Here is a 14,570-nt window from a genome sequence, read left to right on the forward strand (position 1 = left end):
GTGGTTCTGACCCAGCAATCCTCCGAACGGGTGAAGCATCCGCGCCCATTGTGGGGAAGACACCTCTGGATGGGTTTGGCTTGGAGGACGCTCTTCGGCCATCGGCCGCGCTGACGGCGTGATGGCGGGGAACACCACAGTTCAGCGGGGTGCTGTAGGGAGCCGCCACATTGGAGGCGGGGCCGGCCGACGCCGGCGCCGTGGTCGAGGACACGCCCCCGCGGTCGAGGCCGGATCGCCGACCGGACCGCTCGGCGGCCTCCGGACGACCCACCGAGGACGTGGGCCGCGCACCTATGACGATCCGCCGGGATGTAGCGACCGTTCACATAGTGCCGCTCCCCCGCGCTTCCTACCGTGGTCCGACAGGGCCCTGACGGGGCGTCCGGAGCTCGGCGCGCACTACCGCATGCCCGCCGGCTCCCGACGACCGGCGGGGCCGAACAGCTACGATCTCGCTTCCCTCCTTGGGGCACGAAACACCCACTGTCGACGGGCGGCCGCACGATGAACGACCTCCACACCAGCTCGGCACCCGCGCTCCGCCGCCTGCTGGACCTGCTCGTCTCCGGCGCCGCCACCGAGGACTTCGCCGACGTGCTCGCCGACGCCCGCCGGCAGGGCGCCCCGGCGCCGGTGCTGAGCGAGATCGACGACGCCACCTGGCAGGCCCTGCGGGTCCACCGCACGATGCGCCAGCACCGGCGCCGCGAGGCCGAGCTGACGGCGCTCTTCGACACCGCCGGCGACCTCGCCGCCTCCCGCGACCTGGACGCCGTGCTGCAGGCGATCGTCCGCCGGGCCCGGATGCTGCTGGGCACCGACACCGCCTATCTGACCCTCCCGGACGAGGCCGCCGGCGACACCTACATGCGGGTCACCGACGGCTCGGTCTCGGTGCTCTTCCAGACCCTGCGGCTGAGCCTCGGCGACGGCCTCGGCGGCCTGGTCGCGCAGACCGCCCGCCCGTACGCCACCCCCGACTACCGCACCGACGGCCGCTTCCACCACACCGGCACCATCGACGCGGGCGTGCTCGACGAGGGCCTGGTGGCGATCATCGGCGTGCCGCTGCTGCTCGGCGGCCGGGTGATCGGCGTGCTGTTCGCCGCCGACCGCTCGCCGCGCGCCTTCTCCCCCGACGAGGTCGCGCTGCTCTGCACGCTGGCCGCGCACGCCGCCATCGCGCTGGACACCGCCAAGTCGCTGGCCGACACCCGGGCCGCGCTCGCCGAGCTGAACAGCGCCAACGAGCTGATCCGCGCCCACTCCGCCGCCGTCCAGCGCGCCGCGCAGGGCCACGACCGGCTCACCGACCTGGTGCTGCGCGGGGCCGAGGTGCCGGACGTCGCCGCGGCGTTGGCCGCCCTGCTCGGCGGCGAGATAGCCGTCCTGGACGCCGAGGGCGAGCCACTGGCCGGCCGGGCCGCCGCACCGGGCACCGGACCGGCCGAGGCGGCGGCCGCGTCCCGGGCCGAGGGGCGGTCGGTGCGGCACGGCGCGGCCTGGGTGTGCGCGGTGCTGGCCGGGCAGGAGCAGCTCGGCACCCTGGTGCTGCGCGGCCGTCCGGACCTCGACGACGCCGACCGCCGACTGTTCGAACGGGCGGGCGTGGTGACCGCGCTGCTCCTGCTGCTGCGGCGCTCGGTCGCCGAGACCGAGAACCGGGTGCGCGGCGAGCTGCTGGCCGATCTGCTCACCGCTGCGGACCGGGACCCGGCCGGGCTGACCGCGCGCGGCCGGCGGCTGGGCGTGGACCTCGGCCGCCCGCACCTGGTGCTGGTCGCGGAACCGGGCGACCCGAGGGACGCCGCCGCCCGCTCCCGGCTGGCGGGCGCGGCCGGGCGGTACCTGTTCGGCTCCCGGGGCATCGGCGCGGAGCACGGCGAGGCGGTGGTGCTGCTGGTCCCGGCCGGCGAGGGCGGGGCCGCCGAAAGGGACGCCACGGGAGGCTCCGAGGCCGCGCAGCACGCCGCCGAGCGGCTCGCCCGGCTGGCCGGGTTCCCGGTCACGGTGGGCGCCGGCCGTCCCGCCGCCGGCCCGGTCGCGCTGGCCGCCGCCTACGGGGAGGGGCTGCGCTGCGTCCGGGCGCTGCGCGTGCTCGGCCGGTCCGGCGAGGGCGCCTCGGCGCGGGCGCTCGGCTTCCTGGGCGTGCTGCTCGGCGACGGCCACGACGTGGCGGGCTTCGTGCGCGCGACGCTGGGCCCGCTGCTGGAGTACGACGCCCGGCGCGGCACCGAGCTGGTCCGCACCCTGCGCGCGTACTTCGACTGCGGCGGCAGCCTGACCCGGGCCAAGGACGAGCTGCACGTCCATGTGAACACGGTGGTGCAGCGACTGGACCGGGTCGAGGTGCTGCTGGGCGGGGACTGGAACGGTCCGGAGCGGTCGCTGGAGCTCCAGCTGGCGCTGCGGCTGCAACGGCTGTCCGGGCCGTGAGCGGCGTGCGGGGCCCTGTTCGGCCGGGGCCCCGCGGGGAAGGGGCCCGGCCGGTCCGCCGACGGGCGGGCGTACAGTGGGGAGGTTGGTCTCGAACGCCTGGCAAGGAGCAGTGGTGAGCGAGAACGTGCGGTTCATACGCATGGGCATCGGCGAGGGCGCCGTCCCCTACCAGGAGGCCTGGGAGGAGCAGCAGCGGCTGCACGCCCTGCGGGTCGCGGATGAGATCCCGGACACGGTGCTGCTGCTGGAGCACCAGCCCGTCTACACCATGGGCAAGCGCACCAACCCGGCCGATCTGCCGCTGGACGGCACCCCGGTGGTCGAGGTCAACCGGGGCGGCGAGATCACCTGGCACGGCCCCGGCCAGCTGGTCGGCTACCCGATCGTCAAGCTGCCGGACCCGATCGACGTGATCGCGTACGTGCGGCGGCTGGAGGAGGCGCTGATCCGCAGCTGCGGCGCGTTCGGCGTGGAGAGCACCCGGGTCGAGGGCCGCAGCGGCGTCTGGGTACTGGGCGAGTCCATCCCGGACGCGGTGGTGGACCCGGCGCAGGTCGTCGACATCGGCAAGCTCACCCTGCGGATGGGCCTGCCGCTGGGCATCGACCCGCGGCTGGCCGGCCCCGAGTACGCGCCGTCCAACGCCGGACAGCGCGGTGACGACCGCAAGCTGGCCGCGATCGGCGTCCGGGTCGCGCGCGGGGTCACCATGCACGGCTTCGCGCTGAACTGCGATCCGGACATGACCTGGTTCGACAAGATCGTGCCGTGCGGCATCCGGGACGCCGGGGTCGCCTCGCTGACCGGCGAGCTGGGCCGGGACCTCACCGTCTCCGAGGCGCTGCCGCTGGTCGAGAAGCACCTGGCCGAGGTGTTCGCCGAACTTCCCGAGCCGGCCCCCGGCCGCTGAGGCCCGCCGCCCCGGTTTCCGTTCGCCCCCGTTCTCGCTCGTCCCCGTAGCCGCTCGTCCCCAGAGCCGCTCGTCCCCGTCAACACCCCCCCGGGAATCTACCCGCCAGTAGCCCTGTTGCCCTGCGATTGCGGGGCCACTGCCCCGGCGAAGGCCGTACAAGCACAGGCGTACCCTGGGGGTACCCCGTCTAGTTCTAGGAGTCGCACGTGTCCGCTGTCGCACCCGACGGCAGGAAGCTGCTCCGCCTGGAGGTCCGCAACAGCGAGACCCCCATCGAGCGGAAGCCCGAGTGGATCAAGACCCGCGCGAAGATGGGCCCGGAGTACAACGCCCTCCAGTCGCTGGTGAAGAAGGAAGGGCTGCACACGGTCTGCCAGGAGGCCGGCTGCCCCAACATCTTCGAGTGCTGGGAGGACCGCGAGGCGACCTTCCTCATCGGTGGTGACCAGTGCACCCGCCGCTGCGACTTCTGCCAGATCGACACCGGCAAGCCCGCCGAGTTCGACCGGGACGAGCCGCGCCGCGTCGCCGAGTCCATCGTCACCATGGACCTCAACTACGCCACCATCACCGGTGTCGCCCGTGACGACCTGCCGGACGGCGGCGCCTGGCTGTACGCCGAGACGGTGCGCCAGGTGCACGCGATGACCGCCGGCCGCGAGAGCGGCCGCACCGGCGTCGAGCTGCTGATCCCGGACTTCAACGCGGTGCCGGAGCAGCTGGCCGAGGTCTTCTCGTCCCGCCCCGAGGTGCTGGCGCACAACGTCGAGACGGTGCCGCGGATCTTCAAGCGGATCCGGCCCGCCTTCCGCTACGAGCGCTCGCTGGACGTCATCACCCAGGCGCGCGCCGCCGGGCTGGTCACCAAGTCCAACCTGATCCTGGGCATGGGCGAGACCCGCGAGGAGGTCAGCCAGGCGCTGGCCGACCTGGTCGGGGCCGGCTGCGAGCTGATCACCATCACCCAGTACCTGCGCCCCTCGCTGCGCCACCACCCGGTGGAGCGGTGGGTCAAGCCGCAGGAGTTCGTCGAGCTGCAGGAGGAGGCCGAGGAGCTCGGCTTCGCCGGGGTCATGTCCGGTCCGCTGGTCCGCTCGTCGTACCGCGCCGGGCGGCTGTACCGGCAGGCGCTGGAGCGCCGGGAGCAGGCCGCGGTCTGAGCCGACCGGCCACGAGCCGAACCGGTCGACCGGCCGCGCTCGCCGAGCGTGAGCGTGTTTGAGCCATTGGAAGGGCGGAGCCGAGGCTCCGCCCTTCCGCGTTCATCACGCTTTGACTGCCTGGTCACGGGCTGGTAACACGGGGTGGTGACGATGGACTCGTCGCGAGTGTTCGATTCTTCTCAGCCACGGCCGCGGCCGCGAGGGGAGCTGTTCGGCATGCAGATGCGGATCCGGTCGATGGGGGTTGCGCTGCGGTTCGCCGAGAGCGTCCTGCTGTCCGGCGGACAGCGGCAGGCCCGGCGCAACGCCTGGGCGGCGGTGTGCGAGAACCGCCGGTACGCGGCCGACCGACGACACGACGCACTGGTGTCGGGGGCTCCGCCGGGCCCCCCGTCCGGCCCCGCCACGGGGCCGGCGACGGGTCGGCCGGCACGCCGCCGACCGCTTCCGTAGCGGCACCCGGGTCACGGTTCGGGGCGAACGGGCACCCGGGCTTGGATATCCCGTACCCACGCCACGTACCATGAGCCCTATGGCGAGGGAAACATCCGAGAACCCCGGGCGACTGAAGCAGATCCGCCTGGCGTACACCATGACCAAGAAGGTCGACACCAAGATCGGCCTGATCATCGCCGGCGTCGGCCTGCTGACCTTCGGCGTGTTCCTCGCCATCGGCTTCGCGATCGAGCACCCCGTCTACCTGGGCATCCTGGGCTTCATCGTGGCCGTCCTGGCCATGGCGATCGTCTTCGGGCGCCGGGCCGAGCGCGCCGCGTTCGGGCAGATGGAGGGCCAGCCGGGCGCCGTCGCGGCGGTGCTGAACAACATCCGGCGCGGCTGGAGTGCCAACACCACCCCGGTGGCCGTCACCCGCAGCCAGGACGCGGTCTACCGCGCCGTGGGCCGGGCCGGCATCGCGCTGATCGGTGAGGGCAACCCGAACCGGGTCCGCCAGCTGCTCGCGTCCGAGAAGAAGAAGATGGCCCGGGTCGTCGGCGACGTGCCGGTGCACGACATCGTGGTGGGCAACGGCGAGGGCGAGGTCCCGCTCAAGAAGCTGCAGATCCACCTGATGCGTCTGCCGCGCGCCATCACGCCCGCCCAGGTCACCGAGACCAACGACCGGCTGCGCGCGCTGGGCGACCTGCTCTCCAAGGCCCCCATCCCCAAGGGCCCGATGCCCAAGGGTGCCCGGATGCCCAAGGGCGGCCAGGTCCGCTGACCCCCTCCCCCGTCGACAGCACGAGAACGGCCCCGCCGCGGAAGCTCCGCGGCGGGGCCGTTCGTCGTTCTCGTGCGCTCCCGGAGGACCGGGGTGCCCGGATCCGGACCTCGCCGGCCGGACCGGGGTCCTCAGATCCGGACCTCGACGGTGCCGACCGCCTTGTCGTGCAGCCCGCGGGTGTCCCGGTCCCAGACCAGCGCCGGCACCAGCAGGCAGAGCAGCACCGTGCGCAGCAGCACCTGCGGAATGGTCGCCCGGCTGCCGTCCAGGCGGACGACCCGCAGCCCGAACAGCCGCTTGCCCACGGTCGTCCCGGTGGTGGCGAGCAGCAGCACGGTGACCGCGAAGAACAGCGGGGTGGTCCACATGTTCGCCGAGGACGTGGAGCCCTTGGCGATCAGCCCGTAGGCGACCAGGGCGACCAGCCAGCCGTCGACGAGCAGCGCGCCCATCCGGCGGCCGGGTCCGGCGATCGAGCCGGGGCCCTCCTTGGGCAGTCCGAGGCGCTCACCGCGGTGGCCGAAGTCGGCGCCCATCTTCTCGGCGGCCGCCTTCGGGCCGTCGATCCACGATCCCAACGCTTCTCTGGTGTCCACGAATCCACACTAACCGGGCGAACGCCGGGGACGGCCACCGCCTCCCCCGCCGGACCCGCCACCGACGGGTGAATCGGCCGTCGCCGGCTTTCCACCACCCCCGCCGAATGGTCCAGACCACTCCGGTGGCCCCACCTGGCAGGCCGAGGCGCTTTGTCCGGTCCCGTACGGCTTTGCCGTCCTCCGGACAGGTGTGGTTAACATTCAGGAAACGACTGGGTCACCGACCGGAAACGGCCCGTTCCTAGGGTGAGCCACATTCGCAACACCGAGGAGGATGGATGTTCAACAACGCCGCCGAAGTGAAGCAGTTCATCCAGGACAACGACGTGAAGTTCGTCGATGTCCGCTTCTGCGACCTGCCGGGCGTCTTGCAGCACTTCTCCGTACCCGCGGCGACGTTCGACCCGTCCGAGATCCTGATGTTCGACGGCTCGTCGATCCGCGGCTTCCAGGCCATCCACGAGTCCGACATGGCCCTGGTCCCCGACCTCGCCACGGCCCGGCTCGACCCGTTCCGCCAGGAGAAGCACCTCAACATCAACTTCTTCATCCAGGACCCGGTGACCGGCGAGGCCTACAGCCGCGACCCGCGCAACGTCGCCAAGAAGGCCGAGGCCTACCTCGCCTCCTCCGGCATCGCGGACACCGCGTTCTTCGGCCCCGAGGCGGAGTTCTACGTCTTCGACTCGGTCCGGTTCGACACCAGCGCCAACGCCTCGTACTACCACATCGACTCCGAGGCCGGCGCCTGGAACAGCGGCTCCACCGAGGGCGACGTCCGCGGCTACAAGGTCAAGTACAAGGGCGGCTACTTCCCCGTCCCGCCCGTCGACCACTTCGCCGACCTGCGCGCCGAGATGTCCCTGGAGCTGGCCAGGGCCGGCCTGGAGGTCGAGCGCCAGCACCACGAGGTCGGCACCGCCGGCCAGGCCGAGATCAACTACAAGTTCAACACCCTGCTGCACGCCGCCGACGACCTGATGCTGTTCAAGTACATCATCAAGAACGTCGCCTGGCGGAACGGCAAGACCGCCACCTTCATGCCGAAGCCGATCTTCGGCGACAACGGCTCGGGCATGCACGTCCACCAGTCGCTGTGGACCCAGGGCGCGCCGCTCTTCTACGACGAGCAGGGCTACGCCGGGCTCTCCGACACCGCCCGCTACTACATCGGCGGCCTGCTCAAGCACGCCCCGTCGCTGCTCGCCTTCACCAACCCGTCGGTGAACTCCTACCACCGCCTGGTCCCCGGCTTCGAGGCCCCGGTCAACCTGGTCTACTCCCAGCGCAACCGCTCCGCCGCGATCCGCATCCCGATCACCGGCTCCAACGCCAAGGCCAAGCGCATCGAGTTCCGCGCCCCCGACCCCTCCTCCAACCCCTACCTGGCCTTCTCCGCCATGCTGATGGCCGGCCTGGACGGCATCAAGAACAAGATCGAACCCCTCGAGCCGGTCGACAAGGACCTCTACGAGCTGGCCCCCGAGGACCACGCCAACGTCCCCCAGGTCCCCTCCTCCCTCCCCGCCGTCCTGGAGGCCCTCGAAGCCGACCACGAGTACCTCCTCGCCGGCAACGTCTTCACCCCCGACCTCATCGAGACCTGGATCGACTTCAAGCGCACCCAGGAGATCGCCCCCATCGCCCTCCGCCCCCACCCCCACGAGTTCGAGCTCTACTACGACCTCTAAAGGGCTCTCCGACCTGCGGAAACGCGGTTCGGCCCCTCATCGTTTCCGCAGGTCAGCACCTCGCTGACCTGCGGAAACGCCAGGCCGCCGACGCGCGCCGAACGCTCTGGGGCTCGCGATGTGAAATGGGTGTGCACTGAGTTCGATCTCGGCGCAGGACCTCTCAGTGGCCTGAACCGCCACTATGCGGCCCACAGCGACGTGACGATGAGCAGCCGTTGCCTTTGTGTCGTCCTGACTGCCGTTTAGCGGGCCAACGCGAGAAGCCGCCGCATCACGTGGTTGATCAGGGCGCGAACAGTCCGCGCCTGCGGTCGGCTGGGTCTCCCGGCCGACCACATTGCATGGCAGCAGTCCAACTCATCGGCGAGGGCAAGCAAGCACTCCAGGCCGCCCACCCGTACGCCGGAGCCGCCGCACAACAGCCTCGCCGGGTCCGCCCGTCACCGCAGCCCACCGGCAAACCGACTCCAACCGGGCAAACGGCCTCCGCACACGAATTCCGAGTGGTGGAAGATCGTCGTCGGCACCCTTACCGGCACCGACCTGCCCCCCCGCACCCCCCGGCGCCAGCCCGCTGGGCTGAACCGTCGCGGCGCCCTGCTTCGCGATCGTTCGGGCAGCGGTGGGGTGGGGCATCTCGGCGATCGTGGGACACAGCCCAGGAGCACAACCGGCGGCCACGCCGGAAGGCGCGGCCGGAGAACCGGCCTCGGGTAACCGTGACAGCATCGTGCAGTGACGCCAGCCGTACCCCGGCAAGACGGGCACACGGTACCGATGCACCCCATGAGAACGAGACAATGGAGGTATGCCAGCTGTACTGCCCTCCAGCCCTAAGGTCTCGGCCCGGATGAGTCGCCAGGCCAGCCGTGACACAGCGGCCGAGCTAGCCGTACGGAAGGTCCTCCATGCCTGGGGTTACCGCTATCGCACCCATTTCCCCGTGCCCGGCATGCGCCGACGCAAGATCGACATCGCGTTCACGAGAGCCAGGTTGGCCGTTCTCATCGACGGCTGCTTCTGGCACGGCTGCCCGGAGCACGCCACGAGCCCCAAGGCGAACGCGGACTGGTGGCGGCAGAAGCTCGACCGCAACATCGCACGGGATCTGGACACGAACGCCCAGCTGATATCCGAGGGTTGGACGGTCATGCGCTTCTGGGAACACGAGCCACCGGATACCGTCGCGCGCAAGGTCGCCACGGCCGTGGAAGAGAAGAAGGCGGCTCGCACAGCTCCTCGTGAGAAACCCTGTGACCGCGGACAACACCACAGCGGCGGGGGGACTCCGCACGGAGCAGCGGCCCCGGTATTGCGGACTCGACAGGCCAAGGGCACCTGACGCTCAGCGCACCCCTGGCTCACGACCAGCTGATCGACGCATCGGCGGCGTTGTCGCGGCGGCCGGATAGACTTCAGCCCCATGAGCAGCCCAGAAGCACAGACCGACCCTCTCGACGGAGTCCGCATTCTGGACCTCTTCGCGGGTCCCGGCGGTCTCGACGTGGCCGCGCACTTCCTGGGGTTCAAGAGCATCGGCATCGAATGGGATCGGAACGCCTGCGAAACCCGTTATGCGGCCGGCCTGCCGACGTTCCATGCCGACGTCAGCGTCATGCGCCAGACACGCTTCGACGAGATCCCCCGGTCGGTGGACGTGTTGGCCGGCGGCCCCCCGTGCCAGTCCTTCTCCGTGGCGGGGCGTGGCAGCGGAAGGGCAGCGCTCGACACGGTGAAGGAGTTCATCCGCCGGCTCGTCTCCGGCGAGGACGAAGCCCGGATCGACGAGGATCTCCACTCCCTGAACGTGGATCCACGCACCGCGCTGGTGTTGGAACCCCTCCGCTGGCTGCTCAAAGCAATAGAGACCGAGGACCGTGACCCGTATCGGGTGATCGTCCTGGAACAGGTGCCTGCTGTACTGCCCCTATGGGGCGTCTACGCCCAGCTTCTGCGCAGTGGCGAAGGGCGACTCGGAGGCGTCAAGTACGAGGCGGATTGCTGGGAGTTGAAGACCGAGGAATTCGGGGTCCCGCAGACACGCACTCGAGCAGTGCTCATCGCGCGTCTCGTGGGCTCGGGTCCCGTCTCACGGCCCGGCACGACCCACCGCACCTTCGACGTACGTCGTGGAAAGGGCAGGGCAGGTCAGACGGAGGCGTTCGCGGTCGATTCCCGTCCTGCGGACAACTGGGTCTCCATGGCGGACGCACTCGATGCTGCTGACGTTCTGCCGGGATCGTCTGTCGACATGTCCAGGTTCCGCTCCAAGGGCCGGACGAAGTTCTTCGTCGTATCCAACTACGGTTCCAACGGCAACCCGAAGAAGCGTGGTCGGCGATTGTCCTCGGAACCCGCCTTCACCGTCACCGGAAAGGTGTCCCGCAACAAGATCTACCGGACACAAACGGATTACGAGGAGAACAAGTTCGACCGTTTCACGATCGCCGAGTCCGGAGTGCTCCAGACCTTCCCGCACAACTTCCCCTGGTCGGGCAACGATCGGGCGCAGCAGGTCGGAAACGCCGTGCCTCCTCTGCTCGGCATGCACGTGCTCGGCCACGCGCTGCACGACGCCGCCCCCTCGGACGCACAGTTGGCGGACTCGGCGACCTGGCCGGAGGCGAGCGACGACCTGACCGCCCGTCTGCGTGACATCGGATGCGGCGACCGGACCCGATGCCCCGAGGACAGCCACAAGGTCAGCCGGACTCGCCGGAAACCCGCCCCCTGACCGAGACGTCGGAGAACAGGTCCTCGAATCGGGCGACCAGGTGCCGCACCGATTCGTCCGGGACCCGTTCCTCCTCAGGCCCGTCCGGCAAGGTGTTCCGCGGAGCAGGAAGCGCCGAGTCGCCTTCCTCGATCCACTCGCGCAAGGGGTCTCCGTCACGATCGACGTCAGGAGCGATGACGTCGTACATCAGGGTGGCCGCCGCGGCGTTGATCGCCGGCATCAGAGCATTGACCTCCCGCCCGGTCCGCACCGTTCCCCGCTCCAGGAGTCGGACCAGGGCCTGGGCGGTCGGGCGGTGGTCGATGACATCGAGCCGCACAGCGTAGTTGAGCATGTCCTGGTTGCCGCAGGCGACGACAACCGGCCGGTAGTCCGGGCCGTCACGGAACAGCTCGGCGGTCCACCAGAGCCTGGCGAACGCCTGCTTGTAGTGCGGACCGACGAACCTGTCCCGGGCCACGGCACGCGGTGACCCGTCGGCCTTCGGGTCGGGCAGGTGACGCCACACGACGTAGTCGGGCGCAACGCCGAGGGCCAGGTAGGTCCAGAATCCCTTCTCCGCGGCCTCCCTGCGGGTCAGTCGAAGGGTTTCGTGGAGTCTCGGTGCCAACCACGCGTCCGCCGCGGTCGGCCGTTCGGTGCGGAACCTGTCCATCGCGTCGTCGATCAGATCCCGGACCCGGTACAACTCCGCTCGCACGTCATCCCCGGGCAGCGGCTCCGCCGCCTTGCTCAGGGCGATGGAACGGACATCGTCCCGCCCTTCAAGCACTCCCGCCGTCAGGTACTCGGCGGCCTGCGCATCGGAGATCAGAGCGAGTCGCTCCGGCAGGTGCTCCGGTCGGGAAGTCACGCGTGGGTCTCCTGCTCGAATCGTTCGATATCGCGGACAGCGGTGGTCAATGCCTTGGGAACATCGGCGCGTCGAGCCGCGGCGTACTGGATTCGCGGTTGCAGATCGGTCCAGCTCCCCTCGCCGACACGTCTGTTGTGGACTTCGCGCAGGGCCGCCTCGGCCGATCGTCCGGGGACGATGTCCGGAAGCATCTCCCGGAGCACCGCGCCGCGCCAGTCCGGCGGGAAGAGCGGGGTCCCGTCCTCCTCGATCTCCAGATCTCCGATGGCCGTGTGGAACACCGCCGTCCACACCTCCGCGCACATCTGCGCCAACAGCATCTCGCCCACCATGGTCTCCATCTTCGAACCCGGGCTCTGGACGAGTGCCGCGAATCCTTCGAAGTCGGAGTTCAGACGCACTGCGGGCATCCGTCCGGAGACGTCCACTATCCAGGGAACTTCCCTGAAGGGCCTCAACCACTCCTTGCCCCGGGCGAAGCTCACGGTGGACACGTCCAGTTGGCGATCCCTCAGCGGCGCGTCGGAGATCACGTCGACAAGCCAGTCCTGCTCTGTGGAGCCGATGATCCTACCCGCCACACCTCCCACCGTCGCAACCAAGTGCACGGTGAGGGACGCCCGGTCGACGTGGCTGTCCCGGTCGAGCTCGACCTCCCCGGTCCACTCCTGGCCGCCATCGGTGCCGGGCCTCAACCGGGCCGCCGTTCGGGCGTTGGTGACCCCCTCCGTCAGGACGGCGATGACGGCGACGTCCGACCAGTGTTTCTTCGTCTCGATCTCCCGAGCAGGCACCGTCACCGCGAGCGAGAGCCTGGCCGTGTGCCAGTCGTCCCGCTCCGCCATGCCCAGCGCGACGACCTGCTCGACCACCGACCAGCCGCGGGATTCCAGGTGCTCCCGGCTTTCGCCCGGACCGCGCAGCCGGACCGCGGTGACCCTGGCCGTCACCGGGCCGGTCAACCGGGGATAGGCGTAGGCCTTCATGCCTCGGTCTCCTTGCTCTCCTGAAGTTCGACGACGAGTCCGGACAGCCCGGCTCGTACCGGATGCGTCGACACGTCGGTGACGCCGCGGAACACCGCCCGACGGCCGCCGCCCGGCGCGAAATGCAGCACACCGTCGACCAGTTCGCAGTTGCTGACGGCGGCCAGCTCGGACCATCGCACCAACGGCCGCGGGCCGGATCGCACTTCCACCTTCGCCACCGGTCTCATGGCCCACGCCTCCTCTCCCGGCGACACCTTGACGACAGCCGTGATCTGCCAGGCACCGGAGGAGTCGATGACGGCTTCCAGATCATCGAGCCGGGGCGGCGTGATCGTACCCCTGACCTTGACGGCGGGCTTCCCCGAGATCTTCAGTCGCCTGCCCACCCTGCTCGTGCCGTCGCGCTTGTCCTTCCTCGCGACCGCCACGAGCTGCTGCACCGCCTTGTTGATCTCCGACGTCATCGCCGCGATCCGACGGTGCGCCGAGGGTGAGTAGCGCATTCTCAGTTCGTCGGTCTGACCCCACTTGTTGTGCTCCGGCGGCTCCGAGGCACGCAGGAACTCCTCCGCCTCGACGGCGAACGGCGCGTCCTCCCCCGCCGCCCGGCCCGCGAGCAGCACGGCCTGGAACGGATTGGTCCCGACGGGGAGCCCCGGTACCCGGCTGGTCCTGACCGTCATGCGGTTCCCGCGCATCCCGGTCACCTGGTTGATCCTGCCGTCCGTGTCCGTGGCATCGGTGACCAGCAACACCGCTCGGTGCTCGCCCGCGGTGCCGGCAAGGCCTTCCCGCCCGGGAAGGTTCAGGCGCACCGTGGCGAGAGCCACCTGCCCCGCAGCAGTGAGCCGGTCCACCGTGGTGCCGGCCAGGAATGCCTTGAGTGCGCGGGTACGAGCGGGCTGGTGCAGCTGGGGATCCACCCGCTCCTCCGCGATGTGCGTCACACCGTTGCACAGCGTTCGGACCGACGCCTCCAGGAGCGGGGGACGATCCCCTCCCTCCGTCATCGCGGCCCAGAAGTTGCGTCCCAGCGCACCGACCAGACGCTGGTGCATGCGCTCCAGACTGTCCTCGTCGTCGCTCGGGTCGCCGCCACCGTCCGCTCCCGCACCGACGAGGCTGGCCACGTCGTGCGCCCCCACGATCAGGAAGGACGTCCCGGGGTCGTCGTGCTCCCTGGCGAGGTGCAGGCGCTCGGCCGTCTCCTCGTCCGCCCACCAGGAGCGGACCACGCTCGTGTTCTCCGCCTCGGGGTCGGGCTGCCCGAACCAGGCGGGACCCGCGAACCTCTCACCGGCCACCTCCCGCCACGGCAGGTCGAGCCGTCCGATCAACCGGCGCTCGGTGTGTCCCTCGTACGGTTCGGAGAGCGTCGAGTTCATGAGCACGAGACCGAGCCGACTGGTGGCCCACAGGGTCGCCTTCCCGAGGCCGTACGAGCCGCCGGCCGAGGCGTCCGCCTTCCGGCTGTCGAGCTGCCGTCGGACCACCGCGGCGAACCGGCCGTCCTCGTAGTCGTCGCCGGTCAGGCCGTTCGCGTTGTAGTCGTCGATCCGGAGCAGGACCAGCCGATTCCCCTCGGACATCTCGCGCAGACCTGTGCTGATGACGCGCCCGACCTTCTGATCCTGTGCGGCGGCAGCCTCGTAGTGCGGTCTGAGGCGGTCCCAACGGATCGCGTCACGGAATCGGGCCAGATGGTCCCCGGTCAGCTCGTGGAGCGTGTAGCGGACCCTGACCGGACGGTCGTTACGCCGATCGCGCTCGTCCAGGCTGTTCTGCGTGGCTTCGCGTGCCAGCACCTCCAGATCCGCCTCGAAGGCGAACGCCGCCGCGTTGCCGAACTCCCGCCCACCGTCCTCGTGACCGGGCCGGTGGTACCAGACGGGCGGTACGCCGACGCCACCCGAAGAACCTTCCACCGTGGCCGGCGGCCGCCTGAGGTCCGT

The 14,570-nt window shown here is 70.4% G+C and carries 11 protein-coding genes and 1 pseudogene; 8 read left to right on the top strand and 4 right to left on the bottom strand.

Annotated elements, in window-relative coordinates:
- The first annotated feature begins 507 nt into the window (after positions 1-507).
- The 5 genes from ABZW10_RS08870 (at position 508) to ABZW10_RS08890 (ending at position 5,740) form a co-directional block, all read left to right on the top strand.
- Positions 508-2,439 carry a GAF domain-containing protein gene (locus ABZW10_RS08870; RefSeq protein WP_355361861.1) on the top strand — a complete coding sequence of 644 codons (1,932 nt, stop codon included), beginning with the start codon at positions 508-510 and terminating at the stop codon, positions 2,437-2,439.
- A gap of 142 nt (positions 2,440-2,581) precedes the next feature.
- Positions 2,582-3,352 (top strand): lipoyl(octanoyl) transferase LipB, encoded by a 771-nt coding sequence (gene lipB / locus ABZW10_RS08875; RefSeq protein WP_355362117.1) that lies wholly within the window; start codon positions 2,582-2,584, stop codon positions 3,350-3,352.
- A 209-nt stretch (positions 3,353-3,561) separates the two neighbouring features.
- Positions 3,562-4,515: a lipoyl synthase gene (lipA, locus tag ABZW10_RS08880; protein ID WP_355361863.1), complete on the top strand. Its 954-nt coding sequence runs from the start codon at positions 3,562-3,564 to the stop codon at positions 4,513-4,515.
- A 219-nt stretch (positions 4,516-4,734) separates the two neighbouring features.
- A complete protein-coding gene (locus ABZW10_RS08885; protein ID WP_355361865.1) occupies positions 4,735-4,971 on the top strand; it encodes a hypothetical protein in 237 nt (78 codons plus the stop codon).
- 79 nt (positions 4,972-5,050) lie between these two features.
- On the top strand, positions 5,051-5,740 hold the full coding sequence (locus ABZW10_RS08890; RefSeq protein ID WP_355361867.1) for a DUF4191 domain-containing protein: 690 nt from the start codon (positions 5,051-5,053) through the stop codon (positions 5,738-5,740).
- 131 nt (positions 5,741-5,871) lie between these two features.
- Here the strand turns inward: ABZW10_RS08890 and ABZW10_RS08895 are convergent, their stop codons facing one another.
- Positions 5,872-6,339, bottom strand: coding sequence for an RDD family protein (locus ABZW10_RS08895; RefSeq protein WP_355361869.1), 468 nt, complete (start codon positions 6,337-6,339; stop codon positions 5,872-5,874).
- A gap of 281 nt (positions 6,340-6,620) precedes the next feature.
- On the opposite strand from ABZW10_RS08895, the gene glnA reads away from it, so the two are divergent.
- The 3 genes from glnA to ABZW10_RS08910 all read left to right on the top strand — a co-directional run bounded on the left by glnA (position 6,621) and on the right by ABZW10_RS08910 (position 10,770).
- Positions 6,621-8,033 (top strand): type I glutamate--ammonia ligase, encoded by a 1,413-nt coding sequence (gene glnA, locus ABZW10_RS08900; protein ID WP_355361871.1) that lies wholly within the window; start codon positions 6,621-6,623, stop codon positions 8,031-8,033.
- Between the two features lie 811 nt (positions 8,034-8,844).
- Positions 8,845-9,378, top strand: a complete 534-nt coding sequence (locus ABZW10_RS08905; protein ID WP_355361873.1) for a very short patch repair endonuclease — start codon at positions 8,845-8,847, stop codon at positions 9,376-9,378.
- 81 nt (positions 9,379-9,459) lie between these two features.
- A complete protein-coding gene (locus tag ABZW10_RS08910; protein WP_355361875.1) occupies positions 9,460-10,770 on the top strand; it encodes a DNA cytosine methyltransferase in 1,311 nt (436 codons plus the stop codon).
- Here the strand turns inward: ABZW10_RS08910 and ABZW10_RS08915 are convergent.
- The 3 genes and pseudogenes from ABZW10_RS08915 to ABZW10_RS08925 all read right to left on the bottom strand — a co-directional run.
- Positions 10,739-11,626 (bottom strand): DUF6339 family protein, encoded by an 888-nt coding sequence (locus ABZW10_RS08915; protein WP_355361877.1) that lies wholly within the window; start codon positions 11,624-11,626, stop codon positions 10,739-10,741. The genes ABZW10_RS08910 and ABZW10_RS08915 overlap by 32 nt on opposite strands.
- Positions 11,623-12,615: a hypothetical protein gene (locus ABZW10_RS08920; protein WP_355361879.1), complete on the bottom strand. Its 993-nt coding sequence runs from the start codon at positions 12,613-12,615 to the stop codon at positions 11,623-11,625. The genes ABZW10_RS08915 and ABZW10_RS08920 overlap by 4 nt, the downstream gene beginning before the upstream one ends.
- Positions 12,612-14,519, bottom strand: a pseudogene (locus tag ABZW10_RS08925) (transcriptional regulator); the annotation flags it as partial. The pseudogene ABZW10_RS08925 and the gene ABZW10_RS08920, both read right to left, overlap by 4 nt.
- Positions 14,520-14,570: the final 51 nt, after the last annotated feature.

Origin of the sequence: Kitasatospora sp. NPDC004723, from assembly GCF_040609255.1 — a bacterium.
In the GTDB taxonomy this organism is placed as follows: domain Bacteria; phylum Actinomycetota; class Actinomycetes; order Streptomycetales; family Streptomycetaceae; genus Kitasatospora.

Bases quoted from the DNA above. Each gene is read 5' to 3' on its own strand.
- ABZW10_RS08870 (WP_355361861.1), top strand. From the start codon at position 508: ATGAACGACCTCCACACCAGCTCGGCACCCGCGCTCCGCCGCCTGCTG.
- lipB (WP_355362117.1), top strand. From the start codon at position 2,582: ATGGGCATCGGCGAGGGCGCCGTCCCCTACCAGGAGGCCTGGGAGGAG.
- ABZW10_RS08885 (WP_355361865.1), top strand. From the start codon at position 4,735: ATGCAGATGCGGATCCGGTCGATGGGGGTTGCGCTGCGGTTCGCCGAG.
- ABZW10_RS08890 (WP_355361867.1), top strand. From the start codon at position 5,051: ATGGCGAGGGAAACATCCGAGAACCCCGGGCGACTGAAGCAGATCCGC.
- glnA (WP_355361871.1), top strand. From the start codon at position 6,621: ATGTTCAACAACGCCGCCGAAGTGAAGCAGTTCATCCAGGACAACGAC.
- ABZW10_RS08905 (WP_355361873.1), top strand. From the start codon at position 8,845: ATGCCAGCTGTACTGCCCTCCAGCCCTAAGGTCTCGGCCCGGATGAGT.
- ABZW10_RS08910 (WP_355361875.1), top strand. From the start codon at position 9,460: ATGAGCAGCCCAGAAGCACAGACCGACCCTCTCGACGGAGTCCGCATT.
- ABZW10_RS08920 (WP_355361879.1), bottom strand. From the start codon at position 12,615: ATGAAGGCCTACGCCTATCCCCGGTTGACCGGCCCGGTGACGGCCAGG.